This window comes from Sphingomonas zeae (genome assembly GCF_014197135.1).
GTDB classification, from domain to species: domain Bacteria; phylum Pseudomonadota; class Alphaproteobacteria; order Sphingomonadales; family Sphingomonadaceae; genus Sphingomonas; species Sphingomonas zeae.
This window is the reverse complement of record NZ_JACIFA010000012.1, coordinates 1-15,856: the sequence shown is the minus strand read 5'-3', so window position 1 is coordinate 15,856 and position 15,856 is coordinate 1. Positions and strand designations below refer to the sequence as shown.

At 65.6% G+C, this 15,856-nt stretch carries 14 protein-coding genes and 3 tRNA genes; 8 read left to right on the top strand and 9 right to left on the bottom strand.

Annotated elements, in window-relative coordinates; genetic code table 11:
• Positions 1-40 precede the first annotated feature (40 nt).
• The 4 genes from nadA to GGR45_RS15275 are packed head-to-tail and all read left to right on the top strand — an operon-like array spanning position 41 to position 2,994.
• Complete coding sequence (gene nadA, locus GGR45_RS15290; protein WP_175310709.1) at positions 41-1,027, top strand: quinolinate synthase NadA; 987 nt, start codon at positions 41-43, stop codon at positions 1,025-1,027.
• Positions 1,024-1,872, top strand: a complete 849-nt coding sequence (gene nadC, locus GGR45_RS15285; RefSeq protein ID WP_285139296.1) for a carboxylating nicotinate-nucleotide diphosphorylase — start codon at positions 1,024-1,026, stop codon at positions 1,870-1,872. The genes nadA and nadC overlap by 4 nt, the downstream gene beginning before the upstream one ends.
• A gap of 22 nt (positions 1,873-1,894) precedes the next feature.
• Complete coding sequence (locus GGR45_RS15280; RefSeq protein ID WP_175310708.1) at positions 1,895-2,290, top strand: hypothetical protein; 396 nt, start codon at positions 1,895-1,897, stop codon at positions 2,288-2,290.
• Positions 2,287-2,994 carry a ribonuclease T2 family protein gene (locus tag GGR45_RS15275; RefSeq protein ID WP_175310707.1) on the top strand — a complete coding sequence of 236 codons (708 nt, stop codon included), beginning with the start codon at positions 2,287-2,289 and terminating at the stop codon, positions 2,992-2,994. The genes GGR45_RS15280 and GGR45_RS15275 overlap by 4 nt, the downstream gene beginning before the upstream one ends.
• A gap of 6 nt (positions 2,995-3,000) precedes the next feature.
• On the opposite strand, the gene GGR45_RS15270 is transcribed toward GGR45_RS15275, so the two are convergent.
• From GGR45_RS15270 to aroA, 7 genes are all read right to left on the bottom strand, one after another.
• Positions 3,001-3,420, bottom strand: coding sequence for a DUF4112 domain-containing protein (locus GGR45_RS15270; RefSeq protein WP_175310706.1), 420 nt, complete (start codon positions 3,418-3,420; stop codon positions 3,001-3,003).
• Positions 3,421-3,425: 5 nt separating this feature from the next.
• On the bottom strand, positions 3,426-4,856 hold the full coding sequence (locus tag GGR45_RS15265) for an ABC transporter substrate-binding protein (protein ID WP_175310705.1): 1,431 nt from the start codon (positions 4,854-4,856) through the stop codon (positions 3,426-3,428).
• A 5-nt stretch (positions 4,857-4,861) separates the two neighbouring features.
• Positions 4,862-4,945, bottom strand: a tRNA-Leu gene (locus tag GGR45_RS15260).
• A gap of 101 nt (positions 4,946-5,046) precedes the next feature.
• A complete protein-coding gene (locus tag GGR45_RS15255; protein ID WP_175310704.1) occupies positions 5,047-5,334 on the bottom strand; it encodes an integration host factor subunit beta in 288 nt (95 codons plus the stop codon).
• A gap of 145 nt (positions 5,335-5,479) precedes the next feature.
• The gene (rpsA, locus tag GGR45_RS15250; protein ID WP_175310703.1) at positions 5,480-7,189 is read right to left on the bottom strand and encodes a 30S ribosomal protein S1; all 1,710 of its coding nucleotides are present in this window, start codon (positions 7,187-7,189) and stop codon (positions 5,480-5,482) included.
• Positions 7,190-7,565: 376 nt separating this feature from the next.
• Complete coding sequence (gene cmk / locus GGR45_RS15245; protein ID WP_175310702.1) at positions 7,566-8,201, bottom strand: (d)CMP kinase; 636 nt, start codon at positions 8,199-8,201, stop codon at positions 7,566-7,568.
• Positions 8,198-9,529, bottom strand: a complete 1,332-nt coding sequence (aroA, locus tag GGR45_RS15240) for a 3-phosphoshikimate 1-carboxyvinyltransferase (RefSeq protein ID WP_175310701.1) — start codon at positions 9,527-9,529, stop codon at positions 8,198-8,200. The genes cmk and aroA overlap by 4 nt, the downstream gene beginning before the upstream one ends.
• 95 nt (positions 9,530-9,624) lie before the next feature.
• Here aroA and GGR45_RS15235 point away from each other — a divergent pair, with 95 nt between their 5' ends.
• From GGR45_RS15235 to GGR45_RS15225, 3 genes are all read left to right on the top strand, one after another.
• Positions 9,625-9,948 carry a TIGR02300 family protein gene (locus GGR45_RS15235; RefSeq protein ID WP_175310700.1) on the top strand — a complete coding sequence of 108 codons (324 nt, stop codon included), beginning with the start codon at positions 9,625-9,627 and terminating at the stop codon, positions 9,946-9,948.
• Positions 9,949-10,034: 86 nt separating this feature from the next.
• Positions 10,035-10,110, top strand: a tRNA-Ala gene (locus tag GGR45_RS15230).
• A gap of 76 nt (positions 10,111-10,186) precedes the next feature.
• Positions 10,187-10,262, top strand: a tRNA-Ala gene (locus GGR45_RS15225).
• Between the two features lie 194 nt (positions 10,263-10,456).
• Here GGR45_RS15225 and GGR45_RS15220 read toward each other — a convergent pair.
• The gene (locus tag GGR45_RS15220) at positions 10,457-11,917 is read right to left on the bottom strand and encodes a globin-coupled sensor protein (RefSeq protein ID WP_175310699.1); all 1,461 of its coding nucleotides are present in this window, start codon (positions 11,915-11,917) and stop codon (positions 10,457-10,459) included.
• Positions 11,918-12,048: 131 nt separating this feature from the next.
• Entirely contained in the window at positions 12,049-14,064 is a 2,016-nt protein-coding gene (locus GGR45_RS15215; RefSeq protein WP_175310698.1) for a M3 family metallopeptidase, read from the bottom strand.
• Between the two features lie 540 nt (positions 14,065-14,604).
• On the opposite strand from GGR45_RS15215, the gene GGR45_RS15210 reads away from it, so the two are divergent.
• The gene (locus tag GGR45_RS15210; protein WP_175310697.1) at positions 14,605-15,585 is read left to right on the top strand and encodes a bile acid:sodium symporter family protein; all 981 of its coding nucleotides are present in this window, start codon (positions 14,605-14,607) and stop codon (positions 15,583-15,585) included.
• Positions 15,586-15,856: the final 271 nt, after the last annotated feature.

Here is a 15,856-nt window from a genome sequence, read left to right as displayed (position 1 = left end):
CCGATTGTCGGCGCACGACGCAGCGCCTAGGGGGAATGCCATGACCATCCAGACGAATCTGACGGGCCTCGACCTGCGCGCCGAGATCGACCGGCTCCGCAAGGAACGTAACGCCGTCATCCTCGCCCATTATTATCAGAAGCCCGAGATTCAGGATCTGGCCGATTTCGTCGGCGACAGCCTGGACCTCAGCCGCAAGGCGCAGGCGACCGACGCGGACGTCATCGCCTTTTGCGGCGTGCGCTTCATGGCCGAGACGGCGAAGATCCTGTCGCCGGAAAAGATCGTCGTGTTGCCCGACATGGCGGCCGGGTGCAGTCTGGAGGACAGCTGCCCGCCCGACCAATTCGCCGAGTTCCGCGCGCAGCACCCGGATCACATCGCGCTGACCTATATCAACTGCTCGACCGAGGTGAAGGCGCTGTCCGACATCATCGTCACGTCCTCCTCGGCGGAGCAGATCCTGGCGCAGATCGACCCTGCGCAGAAGATCATCTTCGGCCCCGACCGCAATCTGGGCGGCTACCTTGCGCGCAAGACGGGCCGCGACATGCTGCTCTGGCCGGGCGTGTGCATCGTGCATGAGGCGTTCAGCGAAACCGAACTCCTCAAGCTGCGCGCCCAGCACCCGGACGCGCCGATCGCCGCACATCCCGAATGCCCCGCCGTCATTCTGGATCATGCGGATTATGTCGGTTCGACACGTGGTATCCTGGAGTTTGCGCAAACGGTTCCCGGCGACACGCTGATCGTCGCGACCGAGCCGCACATCATCCACCAGATGCAAAAGGCGATGCCGGGCAAGACTTTCATCGGCGCGCCCGGCGCGGACGGCAACTGCAACTGCAATATCTGCCCCTATATGGCGCTCAACACCATGGAGAAGCTGTACCTCGCGCTGCGCGACCTGACGCCGCGCGTCGAGATCGAGGAAGGCCTGCGGCTCCAGGCCAAGAAGAGCCTTGACGCGATGCTGACGCTCGCCAGCGGGACGGTCGGCAAGGGCGATCTGGGTCCGCGCCAGTGACTGAAGGCGTGATAGAAGGGTTCGACCTCAACGGCTTCGTGCAGGCGACGCTGGCCGAGGATCTGGGGCCGGGCGGCGACATCACGTCGGCGGCGGTCATCCCGGAGGATGCGCGCTTCATCGGCACCATGGCCAGCCGCGACGCGATCACCGTCGCCGGGCTGCCCCTTGCCGAGGCGTTCTTCCGGCATCTCGACCCAGAGGTCGTGATCGAACGGTTGGTCGAGGACGGCACGAGCGTTCCGGCGGGCACCGAACTGCTCCGCCTGTCCGGCAAGGCGCGCGCGATGCTGACCGCCGAGCGGTCTGCGCTGAACACCGTCCAGCATCTGTCGGGTATCGCGACGATGACCTCGGCCTATGTCGCGGCGATAGCGGGCACGGGCGCGACGTTGCTCGATACGCGCAAGACCATTCCCGGCCTTCGTCTGGTCGAGAAATACGCCACCCGCATGGGCGGCGCGCAGAACCATCGCATGGGTCTGTGGGACGCAGCGATGATCAAGGACAATCATGTCGCGGTCGCGGGCGGCATCGGCCCGGCCGTCACGGCGGCCAAGGCGGCCGGGATCGCGCGGATCATCGTCGAGGTCGACGCACTCGACCAGATCGAACCCGCGCTGGCGGCGGGGGCAACTCATTTGCTGCTCGACAATATGAACCCGACGCAATTGGCCGAGGGGGTCGCGCTGGTCGCGGGGCGGGTGCCCACCGAGGCGTCTGGGGGCGTCCGGCTTGATACCATTCGTGCCATCGCGGAATCGGGCGTCACCTATGTCAGCGTGGGGCGCTTGACCCAATCGGCCCCGGCGGCCGATATCGGACTGGATTTCGCGGCCGCCTGAGGCGCGCTTGGGAGGAAAGATCGTGCGACCGAAGTCGGTGATATTGGGTGAGCGGCTATCGCTCTTCGCCATCCTGCTGCTGGTGGTGCTGGCGGTCATCGGCTGGGGCGACACGGTCGCGCAGGCGGGGGTGGCAATCGCTTTCATCGCCAATGGCCTGTTGATCGGCTTGTTCCTGCTCGGCACGCTGTTGACCACCCGGTTCGCCAGCCGGATCGGGCTGGGGCTGTTGGTCGTGCTGACGATCCTGAACCTGCTCGGGTTTCTTTATCAGGTGTCGGTGGGTGCGCTGGCCGAGGGGGTGTTCGGCGTGTTGACCGCAGTGCAGGCGGCCGCGTCGCTGGTCGCGGTGGTGATGTTGATGCGACCCAACGCCCTGGCCTGGTATCGCGCGATGGCGGAGGTGAGCGAAGCATGAAACACGTCGTTATCGGCCTGGCGCTGCTCGCCGTGCCGCAAATTCTGTCGGCACAAACGCTGCAATGCACCGCGCCGAGCGGCCCGCAGTCGATCCGCCCCGATCTGCCCAGCCAGAGCCAGCCGACCCGCATACTGCCGATCGGTGGCTATACGCTGGCCATCACCTGGAGCCCGCAATATTGCCGCGATGCGAAGGGGGACAGCAGCTTTCAGTGCGGCGGGGCCAATCGTTTCGGCTTTACGCTGCATGGGTTGTGGCCGGATGGCGTGGGCAAGGACTGGCCGCAATATTGCCGCCCAACCGCCATTCTCCCGCGGGCAGTGGTCCGCCGCCACATCTGTGCCACCCCCTCGGCGCAGCTTATGCAGCATGAATGGGCCAAGCACGGCACCTGCATGGCGCGGTACAGCCCGGCGAGCTATTTCGAGCGTTCGAACGCGCTCTATTATGGCTTGCGCTTCCCAGACATGGACGGGTTGTCGCGGCGGAATTTGCTGACGGCGGGTGATCTCGCAACCGCCTTTGCGGCGGCCAACCGGGGCATGACCGCCGACATGATGCGCGTCACCGCGACGCGCGAAGGCTGGCTGGACGAAATCTGGATCTGCCTGAACAAGGCGTTCCGGCCGGCTCGCTGCCCGGCGCATCAGGGCGGATTGTCATCCAATGCGTCGCTGAAAATCTGGCGCGGGTCCCGCTGACCGGGCTTACCCCTCCAGTACCACGCTGGAGGGGTGATGCTTGTCCAGATGCTTGCGGATAATCCGCAGGTTGCGGGTGTTCGAGCGGAACAGAATATCCGCGGCATCGCCGACCAGCGGCACCAGCCCCAGCAGCGCATCAAAGCCGACATTGCCCATCATCCGCGCCATCTGCAATCGGGATAGGCCCAGGTTGCGCGCTTCCCAGATGATGTAGCTGCCCAGCGCGGCGGCGGCGATGTCGCCGACGATGGGCACCAAGCCCAGCATCACGTCCAGCCCGATCGGCCGGTTGATGCCGGGCACGACGACGACCCGCTCCAGCAGCCGCTCGATCGCCTCGATCCGCTGGCGGCTCGCCGCGATGCCCTTGCCCAGGGGAAGCGCGTCGAAAGTGGTGGGATCGATACGGGATGCTTTGGCCATGCGACTCAATTGGTGTCGGCGCGCAATCGGTTCAATGGATGCCAGGCCCGGGCATTGGTCTGGAACTGACGCAGTCGGGCCGTGGCAAGCGACCAGCGCAGCGGACGCGCGAGCGAGATGAAGGGCGCGTCGGCATTCACCGCGGCATCCGCCGCCGCGATCGCTGCGCTCCGCCCCGCCAGCGTGGGGGCAAGCCGGGCCTGTTCGATTGCGGCCATCGCCGCCTCGCCGCAGGGCGCACAGGCGGTGGCGAGATACCAGCGAGCGCTGTCATAGGGAGCGACCGCGTCGATCAGGCGCAAATCGGCGGGAGCGGAGATCGCCACCCGTTCCGGCGTGATGCCCACCGCGAGTAAGGTTGCGCCGATCTGGCCGTAAAGCAGATTCGCACCTGGCCCCTGCGGCATGGCGATGCGCAGCCGCACCGGCTGGCCCCAGGCGGCGACACGCGCGCGCGCGCCGCTGCGCCGCTCATTCAGATTGAGCAGCGCCCAGCCAGGAATTTGCGGTGGCGCATCCGAATCGAGCGCGTCGGGTAGCAGGCGATCGGCTGCTTCCCAATTGGGCGCGACCGCCGCCAGCATCGCGGCGCGGTCGAACGCGGCGGATAGCGCTTGACGATTGGCGGCGTCACCCAGGAAACCATCGCGGTTGACGATGCCCAGGCCGAAAAGTCCGGCCGCCGGATCGATCCGGATCGCAGCTTGGCTGATCGGGACGGAATTGAGCAGCGGCCACGTCTCGAACCGACCGCCCAGCACCAGGTCGGACTGCCCTTGCGCGAAACGGAGAATGGCGCGCGCCGGGCTTTCGGCGATCAGACGGACATCCTGCTCCGGCTCGGGCGTGGCGTCGCCCTCGGGCTCGGCGCGACGGGGATCGGGGATGGGGCGCAACAGCGGGGGCGGTCCGGTCCGGACGATGCGGAACGGCCCGGTGCCACGACGCCCCCGGTCGATGATCGCCATTTCGGGCTGGGCGAACAGCTTGAGCAGGTCGGGGCGGGGACGCGAGAGGCGGATCTCGATCACCTGCGGGGTCATCACGACGATCTCGTCGATCGCGGTCAGGAAGGGTGCCAGCGGATTGCCCGAACGCGGCGACACCAAATGACGCAGGATCGGCACGACCTGCTCGGCGGTGACGGGGGAGCCGTCATTCCACTTGGCCTCGCGCAGGCGGAAGATGAAGCTGCCTCCCTCGTCGATGACGATCCAGCGTTCCGCCAAACCCGGCTCGATCTGGCCGTTGGCATCGAACCGGACCAATCCCTGCGCCAGTGCGTCGCGCAGGACACGGTGCGACGTATCGCTATCGGTCGGGGCCGGCACGGCCGCCCGGGTTGAGGCGATGGCGGAGGGTATCGTGCTGACAATCACCGCGCCGTGATCGGTTCGACGCTCACATGCAGTCGCCGCCAGCAGGGCGGCGCCCATCGTGATGGTGCGGACGGCGGGACTCGAACCCGCACTCCAGGGGAAGCCGATTTTAAGTCGGCAGCGTCTACCGGTTTCGCCACGTCCGCGCACCCGCTCACGAAGATACGAGGTTGCCGCGAAGGTCAAGGGTACAGCGGCCGGAAAGCCAGAATCGCCGTGTTCACAGCGCCCGGTGGCGCAGGCCGGATCAGTCGGCTTCGACGTTCAGGCGCGCACGCATTTCCTTGCCGGGTTTGAAATAGGGGACGCGCTTGGCGCAGACATCGACGGTTTCGCCGGTGCGCGGGTTGCGGCCGGTGCGAGCACCGCGCGAGCGGGTCGAAAAGGCGCCAAAGCCGCGGAGTTCGACACGACCGTCGCCCGCCAACCGCTTGGTGATTTCGTCGAAGAAAATCGTGACGATCAGCTCAACCTCGCGCGGGTTCAGACCCGGATTACGCTGACCAATTTTCTGCACCAGTTCCGAACGGATCATCGTCTAGTCCTAAGCTTCAGACCAGCCGCTCCTAACCTGTGTTTCTCGCTGCTGAAAGTATTTTTATTATACGATAAAGTGCGTCGCCGTGTCGTTTGCCCGAAACCGGGACACGTTTCGTGAAAACGTGTCCCGGTCCAGTGACTTACTTCTGAGTGCGCGCCTTCAGCGCTTCGCCCAGAATATCGCCCAGCGAGGCGCCCGAGTCGGACGAACCGTACTGAGCCACCGCCTGCTTCTCTTCGGCGATCTGCATCGCCTTGACCGAGAAGGTCGGCTTCTTCGAACGATCGAAGCCGGTGACCATCGCGTCGAACTTCTGGCCGACCTGGAAGCGCTCGGGGCGCTGCTCGTCACGGTCGCGACCCAGATCGGTGCGCTTGATGAAGCCGGTCGCGCCATCGTCGCCCGCCTGGACTTCGAGGCCCGCATCGCGGACTTCGAGGACGGTCACGGTGACGACCTGGTTCTTGTTCAGGCGATCGCCAGCCGCAGCCACGCCGCCAGCGACGGGGCCGCCGCGCTCGAGCTGCTTCATGCCGAGCGAGATACGCTCCTTCTCGGGGTCGATGTCCAGAACCACGGCCTGAACGACTTCGCCCTTGCGGTGCAGGTTGAGGGCATCCTCACCCGACACGCCCCAGGCGATGTCCGACATGTGGACCATGCCGTCGACATCGTTGTCCAGGCCGATGAACAGGCCGAACTCGGTCGCGTTCTTGACTTCGCCCTCGACGGTCGAGCCGATCGGATGGGCAGCGGCGAACGCTTCCCACGGATTGGCCTGAGCCTGCTTGAGGCCGAGGCTGATGCGGCGCTTTTCCTGATCGACTTCCAGGACCACGACATCGACTTCCTGCGAGGTCGACACGATCTTGCCCGGATGGACGTTCTTCTTGGTCCAGGACATTTCCGACACGTGGACCAGCCCTTCGATGCCCGGCTCGAGCTCGACGAACGCACCATATTCGGTGATGTTCGTGACGCGGCCCGACAGCTTGGCGCCGACCGGATACTTGGAACCGGCACCATCCCACGGATCGCTCTCGAGCTGCTTCATGCCGAGCGAGATGCGCTGCGTGTCCTTGTTGATGCGGATGATCTGCACCTTCACGGTGTCGCCGATCGCGATCATCTCCGACGGATGATTGACGCGCTTGTACGACAGGTCGGTGACGTGCAGCAGGCCGTCGATGCCGCCCAGGTCGACGAACGCACCATAGTCGGTGATGTTCTTGACGACGCCGTCGATGATCTGACCCTCGGCCAGGCTCTGGATCAGGCCCGAACGCTGCTCGGCGCGGGTTTCTTCCAGGACCGCGCGACGCGACACGACGATGTTGCCGCGCTTGCGGTCCATCTTCAGGATCTGGAACGGCTGCGGGATATCCATCAGCGGGGTGACGTCGCGGACGGGGCGGATATCAACCTGCGAGCCGGGCAGGAACGCCACGGCGCCGTTCAGGTCGACGGTGAAGCCACCCTTCACGCGGCCGAAGATCACGCCTTCGACGCGGGCCGACTTCGAGAATTCGAGTTCCAGCTTGTCCCAGGCGGCTTCGCGGCGGGCGCGATCGCGGCTGAGCATCGCTTCGCCGTGCATGTTCTCGACGCGGTCGACATAGACCTCGACCTCGTCACCGACCTTCAGGTCGGCCTTCTGGCCGGGGGCAGCGAATTCGCGGAGGGGCACACGGCCTTCCGACTTCAGACCGACGTCGATGACGGCCATGTCGTTTTCGATCGCGGTGACGGTGCCATGCACGACGCGACCCTCGAAGCTGTCGGCACCGCCGAACATGTCATCGAGCATCGCCGCGAAATCGTCGCGCGTGGGCTGGGGGTTGGTTGCCATAAAAGGGTTAGGTTCCTGATAGTTTTCCGCCTCCGGTCCGGGGCATTCCCGAAACCTTCGACGATGGCCGCGCCGACCCCATGCCGACGCCACCAAGCCCGAAGATGTGGCTGAAACACGGAAAAGCGGCGGTCCGCGACAAATGCGGAAAGGACGCCAAGGGCAAGACCCGGCGTCAGCCTCTCCGCGGAACAGAGTCCGCGAGCGGGAGCGCCTTAGCGGAAAATGGGGTTTTGCGCAAGGTGAGGGACTGGCATCTTCCGCCCCTGTAAGGGGAGGGGGACCAGCGAAGCTGGTGGAGGGGTGTCCCGCTATCGAGAGGCCTACACCCCTCCGTCGCGCTCCGCGCGCCACTTCCCCTTAGAAGGGAGGAATATCAGAGACTCCCCTTCGCCGCGACCTGCGCGTCGACGAACTGGATCGCGCGGGCGACGGCGGCTTCGATCGTCAGGCTGGATGTGTCCAGCGCCGCCGCATCCGCTGCCTGGGTGAGGGGGGCGGTCGCCCGACCGCTGTCGCGTTCGTCGCGGGCGCGGATGTCGGCCAGCACCTGCTCGAATGTCGCGGTCGAGCCATTCGCCGCCAACTCGTTATGCCGCCGCCGTGCGCGGACCTGCGGACTGGCTTTCACAAACAGCTTGGCGTCGGCGTCCGGGGCGATCACCGTGCCGATGTCGCGTCCGTCGAGGATCGCGCCGCCGGGTTGCTGCGCGAAACGCTTTTGCCGCTGGAGGAGCGCGGACCGGACCAGCGGATGCGCCGAGACGACCGAGGCGAGCTTGCCCGTCTCGTCGTCGCGCAGGGCCGGATCGGCGAGCAGACTGTCGTCGAAACTGCACGCGGCGACCGCATCGGCTTCCCGGGTCGGGTCCAGATGCATATTGCGCACCGTCGCCGCCACCGCGCGATACAGCAGCCCGGTGTCGAGATGCGGCAGGCCGTAGTGCTTGGCGAGCGCACGGGCGATGGTGCCCTTGCCGCTGGCGGCGGGGCCGTCGACGGCAATGATCATGCGAAGGCTCCCAGCTTCTCCAGCGTGTCGAAGAAGACAGGATAGCTGGTCGCGACGGGCGCGGCGTCATCCAGTGTGATGGGATTGCGGGCGTTGAGAGCTGCGATCGTCATGCTCATGGCGATGCGGTGGTCGAGCTGCGTCGCGATGGTTGCGCCGCCGGGGATCGGATCGCCGCCGGTGCCGGTGACGGCCATGCCGTCCTCAAATTCCTCGCAAGCGACGCCGCACGCGCCCAGCGCCTCGGCCATGGCGGTGATGCGGTCCGACTCCTTGACGCGCAGCTCCTCCGCGCCGCGCGCGATGGTCGTGCCGGTCGCAAAGGCGGCGGCCACGAACAGCACCGGATATTCGTCGATCATGCTCGGCGTCAGTTCGGGGGGCACCTCGATCGCCGACAGGGGCGCATGGCGGACCCGTAGATCGGCAACCGGCTCGCCGCCGACGATACGCGAATCAAGCTCGGTTATGTCGGCGCCCATCATCTTGAGCGCGGCGATGATGCCGGTGCGGGTCGGGTTCATGCCGACATTGGTGATCGTCACGTCGGCGCCCGGCACGACCGAGCCCGCGACCAGCCAGAAGGCGGCCGAGGACGGATCGCCGGGTACGACAATATTCTGCGGCTGCAACTCGGCTTCCCCGCTGATCGTGATGATCCGGCCTTCGGGGGAAGGGGTGACGGTCAGCTTGGCGCCGAAACCCGCCAGCATTCGCTCGCTATGGTCGCGGGTCGCGATGGGCTCGATCACCGTCGTCTGGCCCGGCGTGTTGAGACCCGCCAGCAGGATCGCCGACTTCACCTGTGCCGAGGCGACGGGCAGGGTGTAGCGGATCGGCACCGCCGGGCTGATCCCCCGGACCATCAGCGGCAGGCGGCCGCCGGGCGTATCCTGGAACTGCGCGCCCATTTGCGACAGCGGTTCGATGACGCGGCCCATCGGGCGCTTGGACAGCGAGGCGTCGCCGATGAAGGTCGTGGTGATCGGATGGCTGGCGACCAGGCCCATGAGCAGACGCGTCGAGGTGCCTGAATTGCCCATGTCGAGTGCGGTCTCCGGCTGGAGCAGCCCGCCGACGCCGACGCCGTGGATCACCCACACACCGTCATCCTGGCGCACGATGTCGGCACCCATCGCGCGCATCGCGGCGGCGGTGGCGAGCACGTCCTCGCCCTCCAGCAGGCCCTGGACCCGGCTTTCACCGACCGCGAGAGCGGAGAGCATCAGCGAGCGGTGGCTGATCGATTTGTCGCCCGGAACGGCGATGGTACCGCGAAGGGCGGCGGCGGCTCGCACGGTGCGAGGTTGGGGAAGGGTGTGGGCCATAGATGGCGCGGGCTTTTGACAGGGGGCTTGCGCTGTGGCAAGGCGCGCCCACTTTTCGCTCCGGCGGAAAACCCAATCCGAAAGGTATGAACGGCATGATCAAGCCGGAATGGGGCACGAAGCGTACGTGCCCGAAATGCGCGACGCGCTTCTACGACCTCGAAAAGGACGACCCCGTCACCTGCATCAATTGCGGGACGCAGTGGGAGCCCGAGCCCATCCTGAAGTCGAAGCAGCCCCTGCCGTTCGAGCAGGCCAAGCCCGAGAACAAGGAAGCCGACAGCGATCTGGCGGGCGGCGACGACGAGGATCTGGACATCACCGGTGAGGACGAAGAGCCCTCGCCCGACGATGAAGTCGATCTGGGCGGCGACGACGATCTGGGCGTCGAAACGTCCAGCGAGGACGACGAACACTAAGGTGTCCGAAGGGCTCGGCGGGTGCTTGAAAAAAGTGCTTGCCGAGCCACGGCGGCCCCGCTAGTGGGCTGCCTCCACAGCGGAACGGGGCCGTAGCTCAGCTGGGAGAGCGCTGCAATGGCATTGCAGAGGTCAGGGGTTCGATCCCCCTCGGCTCCACCATTCCGCCGGAACAGCCGCATTTTCCAATGCGCTGACGGGCCAGTCCGCATCCCGCCGGGCTCGTACCGAAATCGATGGGGCCGTAGCTCAGCTGGGAGAGCGCTGCAATGGCATTGCAGAGGTCAGGGGTTCGATCCCCCTCGGCTCCACCACCCCTTGGATATCGCTGATGCCTTCGCCGCCCGGGTCTTCCCATGGGCGGTTTTCGGCGTTCGAAGCGCGCCGCGCATGACATCGTGAATTCGTCCCGGTGGGGGGAGGGGCCATGGCCCTGTTAACAACGGCACTCTCCCAAAAAAAAGGCCCCGGCTTTCGCCGGAGCCTAGTTTGCCCTGGGGGATAGGGATCAGGCCGCCGCCAGTCGCCGTTGCATCTGGTGGACCGGATTGCGCGGATCGCCCGTCACATCGCTCAGGCGGAAGCGCGCAACCTCGCGGGCCAGCGTCTCGGCCTCCTGGGCCAGGGTACGGGCCGCCTCGCTGGCCTGTTCGACCATGGCGGAGTTGCATTGGGTGACGCCGTCCATCTCGGCGACGGCGGTGTTGACCTGTTGCAGGCCGATCGACTGCTGGCTGGCCGAGGCGGCGATCTGCGACACCTGATTGCTGATCTCGCCGATCCGGCCGATGATCCGCTGAAGGGCTTCGCCCGCCTCGTTGACCAGTTCGACACCCGCGCCGATCTGGTTCGAGGAAGAAAGGATGCGCGTCTTGACGTCCTTGGCCGCCTCCGCCGATCGTTGCGCCAGGGCGCGGACCTCGCTGGCGACGACCGCGAAACCCTTGCCGGCTTCGCCTGCGCGCGCCGCCTCGACGCCTGCGTTCAGCGCGAGCAGGTTGGTCTGGAACGAGATGCCGTCGATGACGGTGATGATCTCGCTGATTTCGGCCGAGGCGCGTTCGATCCCGCCCATCGCCTCGACGGCGCGGCGGACGATCTGACCCGATTCTTCGGCCTCCTGCCGGGCCTCGCCGACAATCCGATTGGCGCGCGTGGCACCGTCGGCCGTCTGGCGGACCGTGGAGGTGATCTGTTGCATCGCGGCGGCGGTTTCCTCCAGCGAGGCCGCCTGCTGCCTGGTACGATCGGACAGGTCGTCAGACGCCTGGCGAATATCGCCCGAGCCGACGCGGATCTGCTCGCCCGATTGGGTTACGACGCCCAACGTGGCGCACATCTGTGTCCGCATCGCCTCGAAACTGTCGGTCAGCGCCTGATATTCGGTGGGCAATCCGTCCAGCGAGGCGGTCAGGTCCCCCTTCGCCATCCGGTCGAACACTGCCCCGCAGCGCTCGATCACCGCGCGACGACCGGCCTGCTCGGCCTCGAAATAGGCGGCGAGTGCGATGTCCATATCGATCAGCGACGCCTTGACCAGCGCACTGGCGGCTCGCGCGCGACGGGCGGCGCCGAACGGCCAGAGCAGCCGCCCCAGGATCAGCTTGGGCAGGACATGCTCCAGCATCCGGGCATAGCCGCTGATGTACCAGGTCGGTGCGAGCCCGATCCGCGCATGGACCAGCCCGATATGGGTCGACGAGGCGGCATAATCGCCATCCAGCGGGCCGGAGAACAGCTTGCGCCAATGTTCCATCTGCTTGTCGCGGGCATGGTCCATTCGTGCCGGGGACGCGAAAAGATCGCGTATCTGCACGGTGTTGGCGATATGCCGATACAGTGCCGTCAGCGCGGCCGGCGCATGACGTTCGATAGCCCGCTTGATCGTCGGGAAGGTCGAAAAGCTTCCGGCATTGTAGTTAAACGCGGCTAGCCGCTGCTCAAAATCAATATGTTCCGATCCGCTCACGGCATATCCTCCATGCGCTAGGCTATAGGCAAAGAGGGTTAAGAACCCGTGGCGGAACGACTTTTTTTATTGATGCAGCGTATGCCGTGGGAACGAAACCGGGGGCGCCATGCTGGACCCCGGTCCCTGTTTCAGGCGGCCAGACCGTGATGGCGCAGCAGCGCGTCCGGCTCCGGCGGGCGACCGCGAAAGGCGCGGAAATTCTCGGCCGCCGGGCGACTCGCGCCGCGCGCCAGCACTTCGCGACGGAACCGGTCGCCCGCCGCCTGGCCTTCCTCGGCAAAGGCGGCAAAGGCATCCGCCGACAGCAGCTCGGCCCAGAGATAGCTGTAATAGCCCGCCGCATAGCCGCCGGCGAAGATGTGGGCGAAGCTGTGCGGGAAACGATTCCATTCGGGCGGACGAATCACCGCCACCTCGTCGCGCACGCTGTTCAGTACGTCCATCACCCGGCCGCCCTGCGCCGGGTCGTAATCGCGGTGCAGCCGCAGGTCGAAGGTCGCGAACTCGATCTGGCGGAGCAGGAACAACCCCGCCTGGAAGCGCCGCGCCGCCAGCATCTTGGCGAACAGATCGTCGGGCAGCGGCTCGCCCGTTTGGACATGCGCGGACAGCGCGGTCAGTGTGTCGCGGTCCCAGGCGAAATTCTCCATGAACTGGCTCGGCAGCTCGACCGCGTCCCATTCGACGCCCGAAATGCCACCGATCGAGGGCAGGTCGACCTCAGTCAGCAGATGGTGCAGCACATGGCCGAACTCATGCAGCAGCGTCACGACATCCCCATGCGCCAACAGGGCGGGGGTGTCGCCCGTCGCAGGCGGAAAGTTGCAGGTCAGATAGGCGACCGGGCGATGATAGCGGTCGGCGTCGCGGAAGCGCGGGCGGCACACGTCCATCCACGCGCCGCCCCGCTTGCCCGCACGCGCATGAAAGTCACAATAGACGCCAGCGACAATGTCGCCGTTCTTGTCCTGTACGTCATAATAGCGGACATCTTCATTCCACACAGACACGCCCGTCCGTTCGACCAGACGAATGCCGTAGAGTCGTTCGATCAGTGCGATCGTACCTTCCATGACGCGGGGCAGGGGGAAATAGGCCCGGATCGCTTCGCGATCGACGCCGAAGCGTTCGCGACGCATATGCTCGGCGACATAACCTAGGTCCCAGGGCTCCAGCTTGTCGATCCCGAACGTCTCGGCGGCATAGGCGCTCGCCTCGGCCAGTTCGCGTTCCGCCAAGGGGCGGGCACGGACCGCGAGATCGGACAGAAAGGCCAGCGCTTCGTCCGCCGATTGTGCCATCTTGGTTTCGACCGACCGTGCGGCGGCGTCCTTGAAACCAAGCAGCCGGGCCGCCTCGTGGCGTAGCGCCAGAATGCGGTCGATCCTTGCGCTATTGTCATGGCTGGTATCGTGCGCCTGGTCGGAGGCGCGGGTGGCATATGCCTTGGCGACCCGGGCGCGCAGGTCGCGATTGTCCGCCTGCGTCAGGATCGCCTGAACGCTCGGTTCGCGCAATGTCACCAGCCAGCCGTCCAGTTCCTTTTCGGCGGCATAGGAGGCAAGGATCGCCTTCGCATTGTCGGTCAGTCCCGACAGCAGCGCTTCATCGGTGACATGCTCGCTCCAGGCTTCGGTGGAATCGAGCACGGCATTGCTGAATTCGGTGCTCAGCCGGTTCAGTTCGACGCCGATCTTGCGGAACTGCGTCTTGGCTTGGTCATCCAGCCCGACGCCCGACAGGGCGAAATCCCGTCGCGCCAATTCGACCGTCCGCGCCTCGGTCTGGCTCAGGGGCGCCAGATCGACCCGGTTGAAGGCCGCGAACAGGCGCGGATCCTGGCCCGCCTCCATGCCATATTCGGCCAGCATCGCCTGCGCCTCGGCATAGGCGGTGCGCAGCTCGGGGGTGTCGGCGACCGAATGGAGGTGCCCGGCGGGCGACCAGCCCCGCGAAATCGCGAACCCTGCGCGCTCGCTGGCCAGCACGACATCGGCAAAGTCGCTGGCATTCGATCCGCCGATCCGGTCGGCAGCAGCGCGCGCGTCGGCGATCATGTGCTCGACGGCGGGCACCAGATGCTCGGGGCGGATCGCGGCGAAGTCAGGCAGGTCTGTATCGGCGAGCAGCGGATTGGTGGTCATTCGGCATCCTTGAGCGTTGTCATTTGGGTCATCTCGGCAGCTTCGATGCGTTCGGCAAGACCCCTTGGGCCAGATGGATGGGGCTATCCTGCCATTATGCGGCTCCCCTTATGAAACCAAGCGCACGCGAAACCTGTTAACGCTCCCAATTGCATTGTGTGCAATCATCATTGCCGATGTTGCAATTGCCTCGGCCGGTGCTGCGGTGCACAAGGATCGGGCCTTTCAGGCATCCTCTCCTAAAAACTTTCCGGCCGGTCGCAAGACCGGCCTTTTTTTGGCCCTGACCTCCCCTAGGACGAGGATGCATCGTCAGCCACCACACAAACAGAATAGACAATCGGGAGCGGACGCCGCCGGAAAGACCGGCACCGGCTGGACGATCGGGTGGGGGTTGAGCGATTCGGCGCTTCCCCCGCTTTCCGCTATCGATCTCCTTGCAAAGGGTAGCGTCGCTGTCCCGATTTGCCTATCTGGCGGCTTTCACGGCGTTTCGGCGAAGCCTCAATTGGTGCGGAGCGCGTCAGCCGGGGAGCGCCCATGATCCAGCGCCTGTTTTCCGTCTTCGAACCCTTCATCCTCAGCCTGCTGGCGACGGTAACGGTCGCGACTGTTTTGCCCGCCCGGGGCGGCTTTGCCGTTTTCGCGGGGTATATGGCCGAAGCGGGTATCGTGCTGCTCTTCTTCCTGCACGGCGCAAAGCTCTCGCGCGAGGCGATCTGGACGGGCCTGCGCAACTGGCCATTGCACCTGGCAGTGCTGGCATCGACCTTCATCCTTTTTCCTCTACTGGGATTGGGCATGGCGAGGCTGCCGGGCGTGGACCCCTCCTTGGCGATGGGCATCCTGTTCCTGACGCTGCTACCGTCGACGGTGCAGTCCTCCATCGCCTTCACCGCGATCGCGCGCGGCAATGTCGCGGCGGCGATTTGCAGCGCGTCTTTTTCCAACCTGCTTGGCATTCTTGTCACGCCAGCGCTGGTCGCGTTGCTGATGAAGGTAGAGGGCGGGGCAGGGGTGTCGCTGGCCTCGGTAGAAGGCATCCTGTTGCAACTGCTCGCGCCGTTCGTCGCGGGCCATCTGCTGCGGCCATGGATCGGCGGCTTTGTAGGGCGGCATAAGAGCCTGTTGACCGTCGTCGATCGCGGTTCGATCCTGCTCGTCGTCTACACGGCGTTCGGCGCCGCAGTGGTCGAGGGGCTGTGGACCCGCGTCTCGCCGGGCGACCTGGGGCGGTTGTTCCTGCTATGCCTGTTGCTGCTCGGGGTGATCCTAGCGGCGACCTATATGATCGCCCGCGTGATGCGGCTGTCGCCCGAGGACGCGATCGTCCTGCAATTCTGCGGATCGAAGAAGAGCCTCGCATCCGGCGTTCCCATGGCGGGGGTGTTGTTCCCGGCGGCGCAGGTCGGTGTGATCCTGCTGCCGGTCATGCTGTTCCACCAGATCCAGCTCATCGCCTGCGCCATGCTGGCGCGCCATTACGGGCAGCGGTCGGCAGCGGAGAGTGAAGAGGTGTAGGGAAGGAATGTTACGTTCGTGCGCAACAAAAAAGGCATTGGTATGAAAAATGTTGTTGACCGCCGCGGTGACCCCGCCTAGAGGGGTTTCACCGCAGCGGTGGTCGCCTAGATCGCCGTTTGCAGCTACGACAGATCGGCGCACTTGAGGCCCTGGGAACGGGGTTATGGAGTGTTGCCGGTATTTGTTGTCGGGCTCTTTGACATTGTGATTGAGATGAAGGGACATGCGGGCGGCGGCTTGGCGGTTACCTGCGCATTCAAGGTGCGTG

Bases quoted from the DNA above. Each gene is read 5' to 3' on its own strand.
- rpsA (WP_175310703.1), bottom strand. From the start codon at position 7,189: ATGGCAACCAACCCCCAGCCCACGCGCGACGATTTCGCGGCGATGCTC.
- GGR45_RS15255 (WP_175310704.1), bottom strand. From the start codon at position 5,334: ATGATCCGTTCGGAACTGGTGCAGAAAATTGGTCAGCGTAATCCGGGT.
- GGR45_RS15270 (WP_175310706.1), bottom strand. From the start codon at position 3,420: ATGGCCAAAGCATCCCGTATCGATCCCACCACTTTCGACGCGCTTCCC.
- GGR45_RS15275 (WP_175310707.1), top strand. From the start codon at position 2,287: ATGAAACACGTCGTTATCGGCCTGGCGCTGCTCGCCGTGCCGCAAATT.
- cmk (WP_175310702.1), bottom strand. From the start codon at position 8,201: ATGATCATTGCCGTCGACGGCCCCGCCGCCAGCGGCAAGGGCACCATC.
- GGR45_RS15265 (WP_175310705.1), bottom strand. From the start codon at position 4,856: ATGGGCGCCGCCCTGCTGGCGGCGACTGCATGTGAGCGTCGAACCGAT.
- GGR45_RS15215 (WP_175310698.1), bottom strand. From the start codon at position 14,064: ATGACCACCAATCCGCTGCTCGCCGATACAGACCTGCCTGACTTCGCC.
- aroA (WP_175310701.1), bottom strand. From the start codon at position 9,529: ATGGCCCACACCCTTCCCCAACCTCGCACCGTGCGAGCCGCCGCCGCC.
- GGR45_RS15235 (WP_175310700.1), top strand. From the start codon at position 9,625: ATGATCAAGCCGGAATGGGGCACGAAGCGTACGTGCCCGAAATGCGCG.
- GGR45_RS15210 (WP_175310697.1), top strand. From the start codon at position 14,605: ATGATCCAGCGCCTGTTTTCCGTCTTCGAACCCTTCATCCTCAGCCTG.
- nadA (WP_175310709.1), top strand. From the start codon at position 41: ATGACCATCCAGACGAATCTGACGGGCCTCGACCTGCGCGCCGAGATC.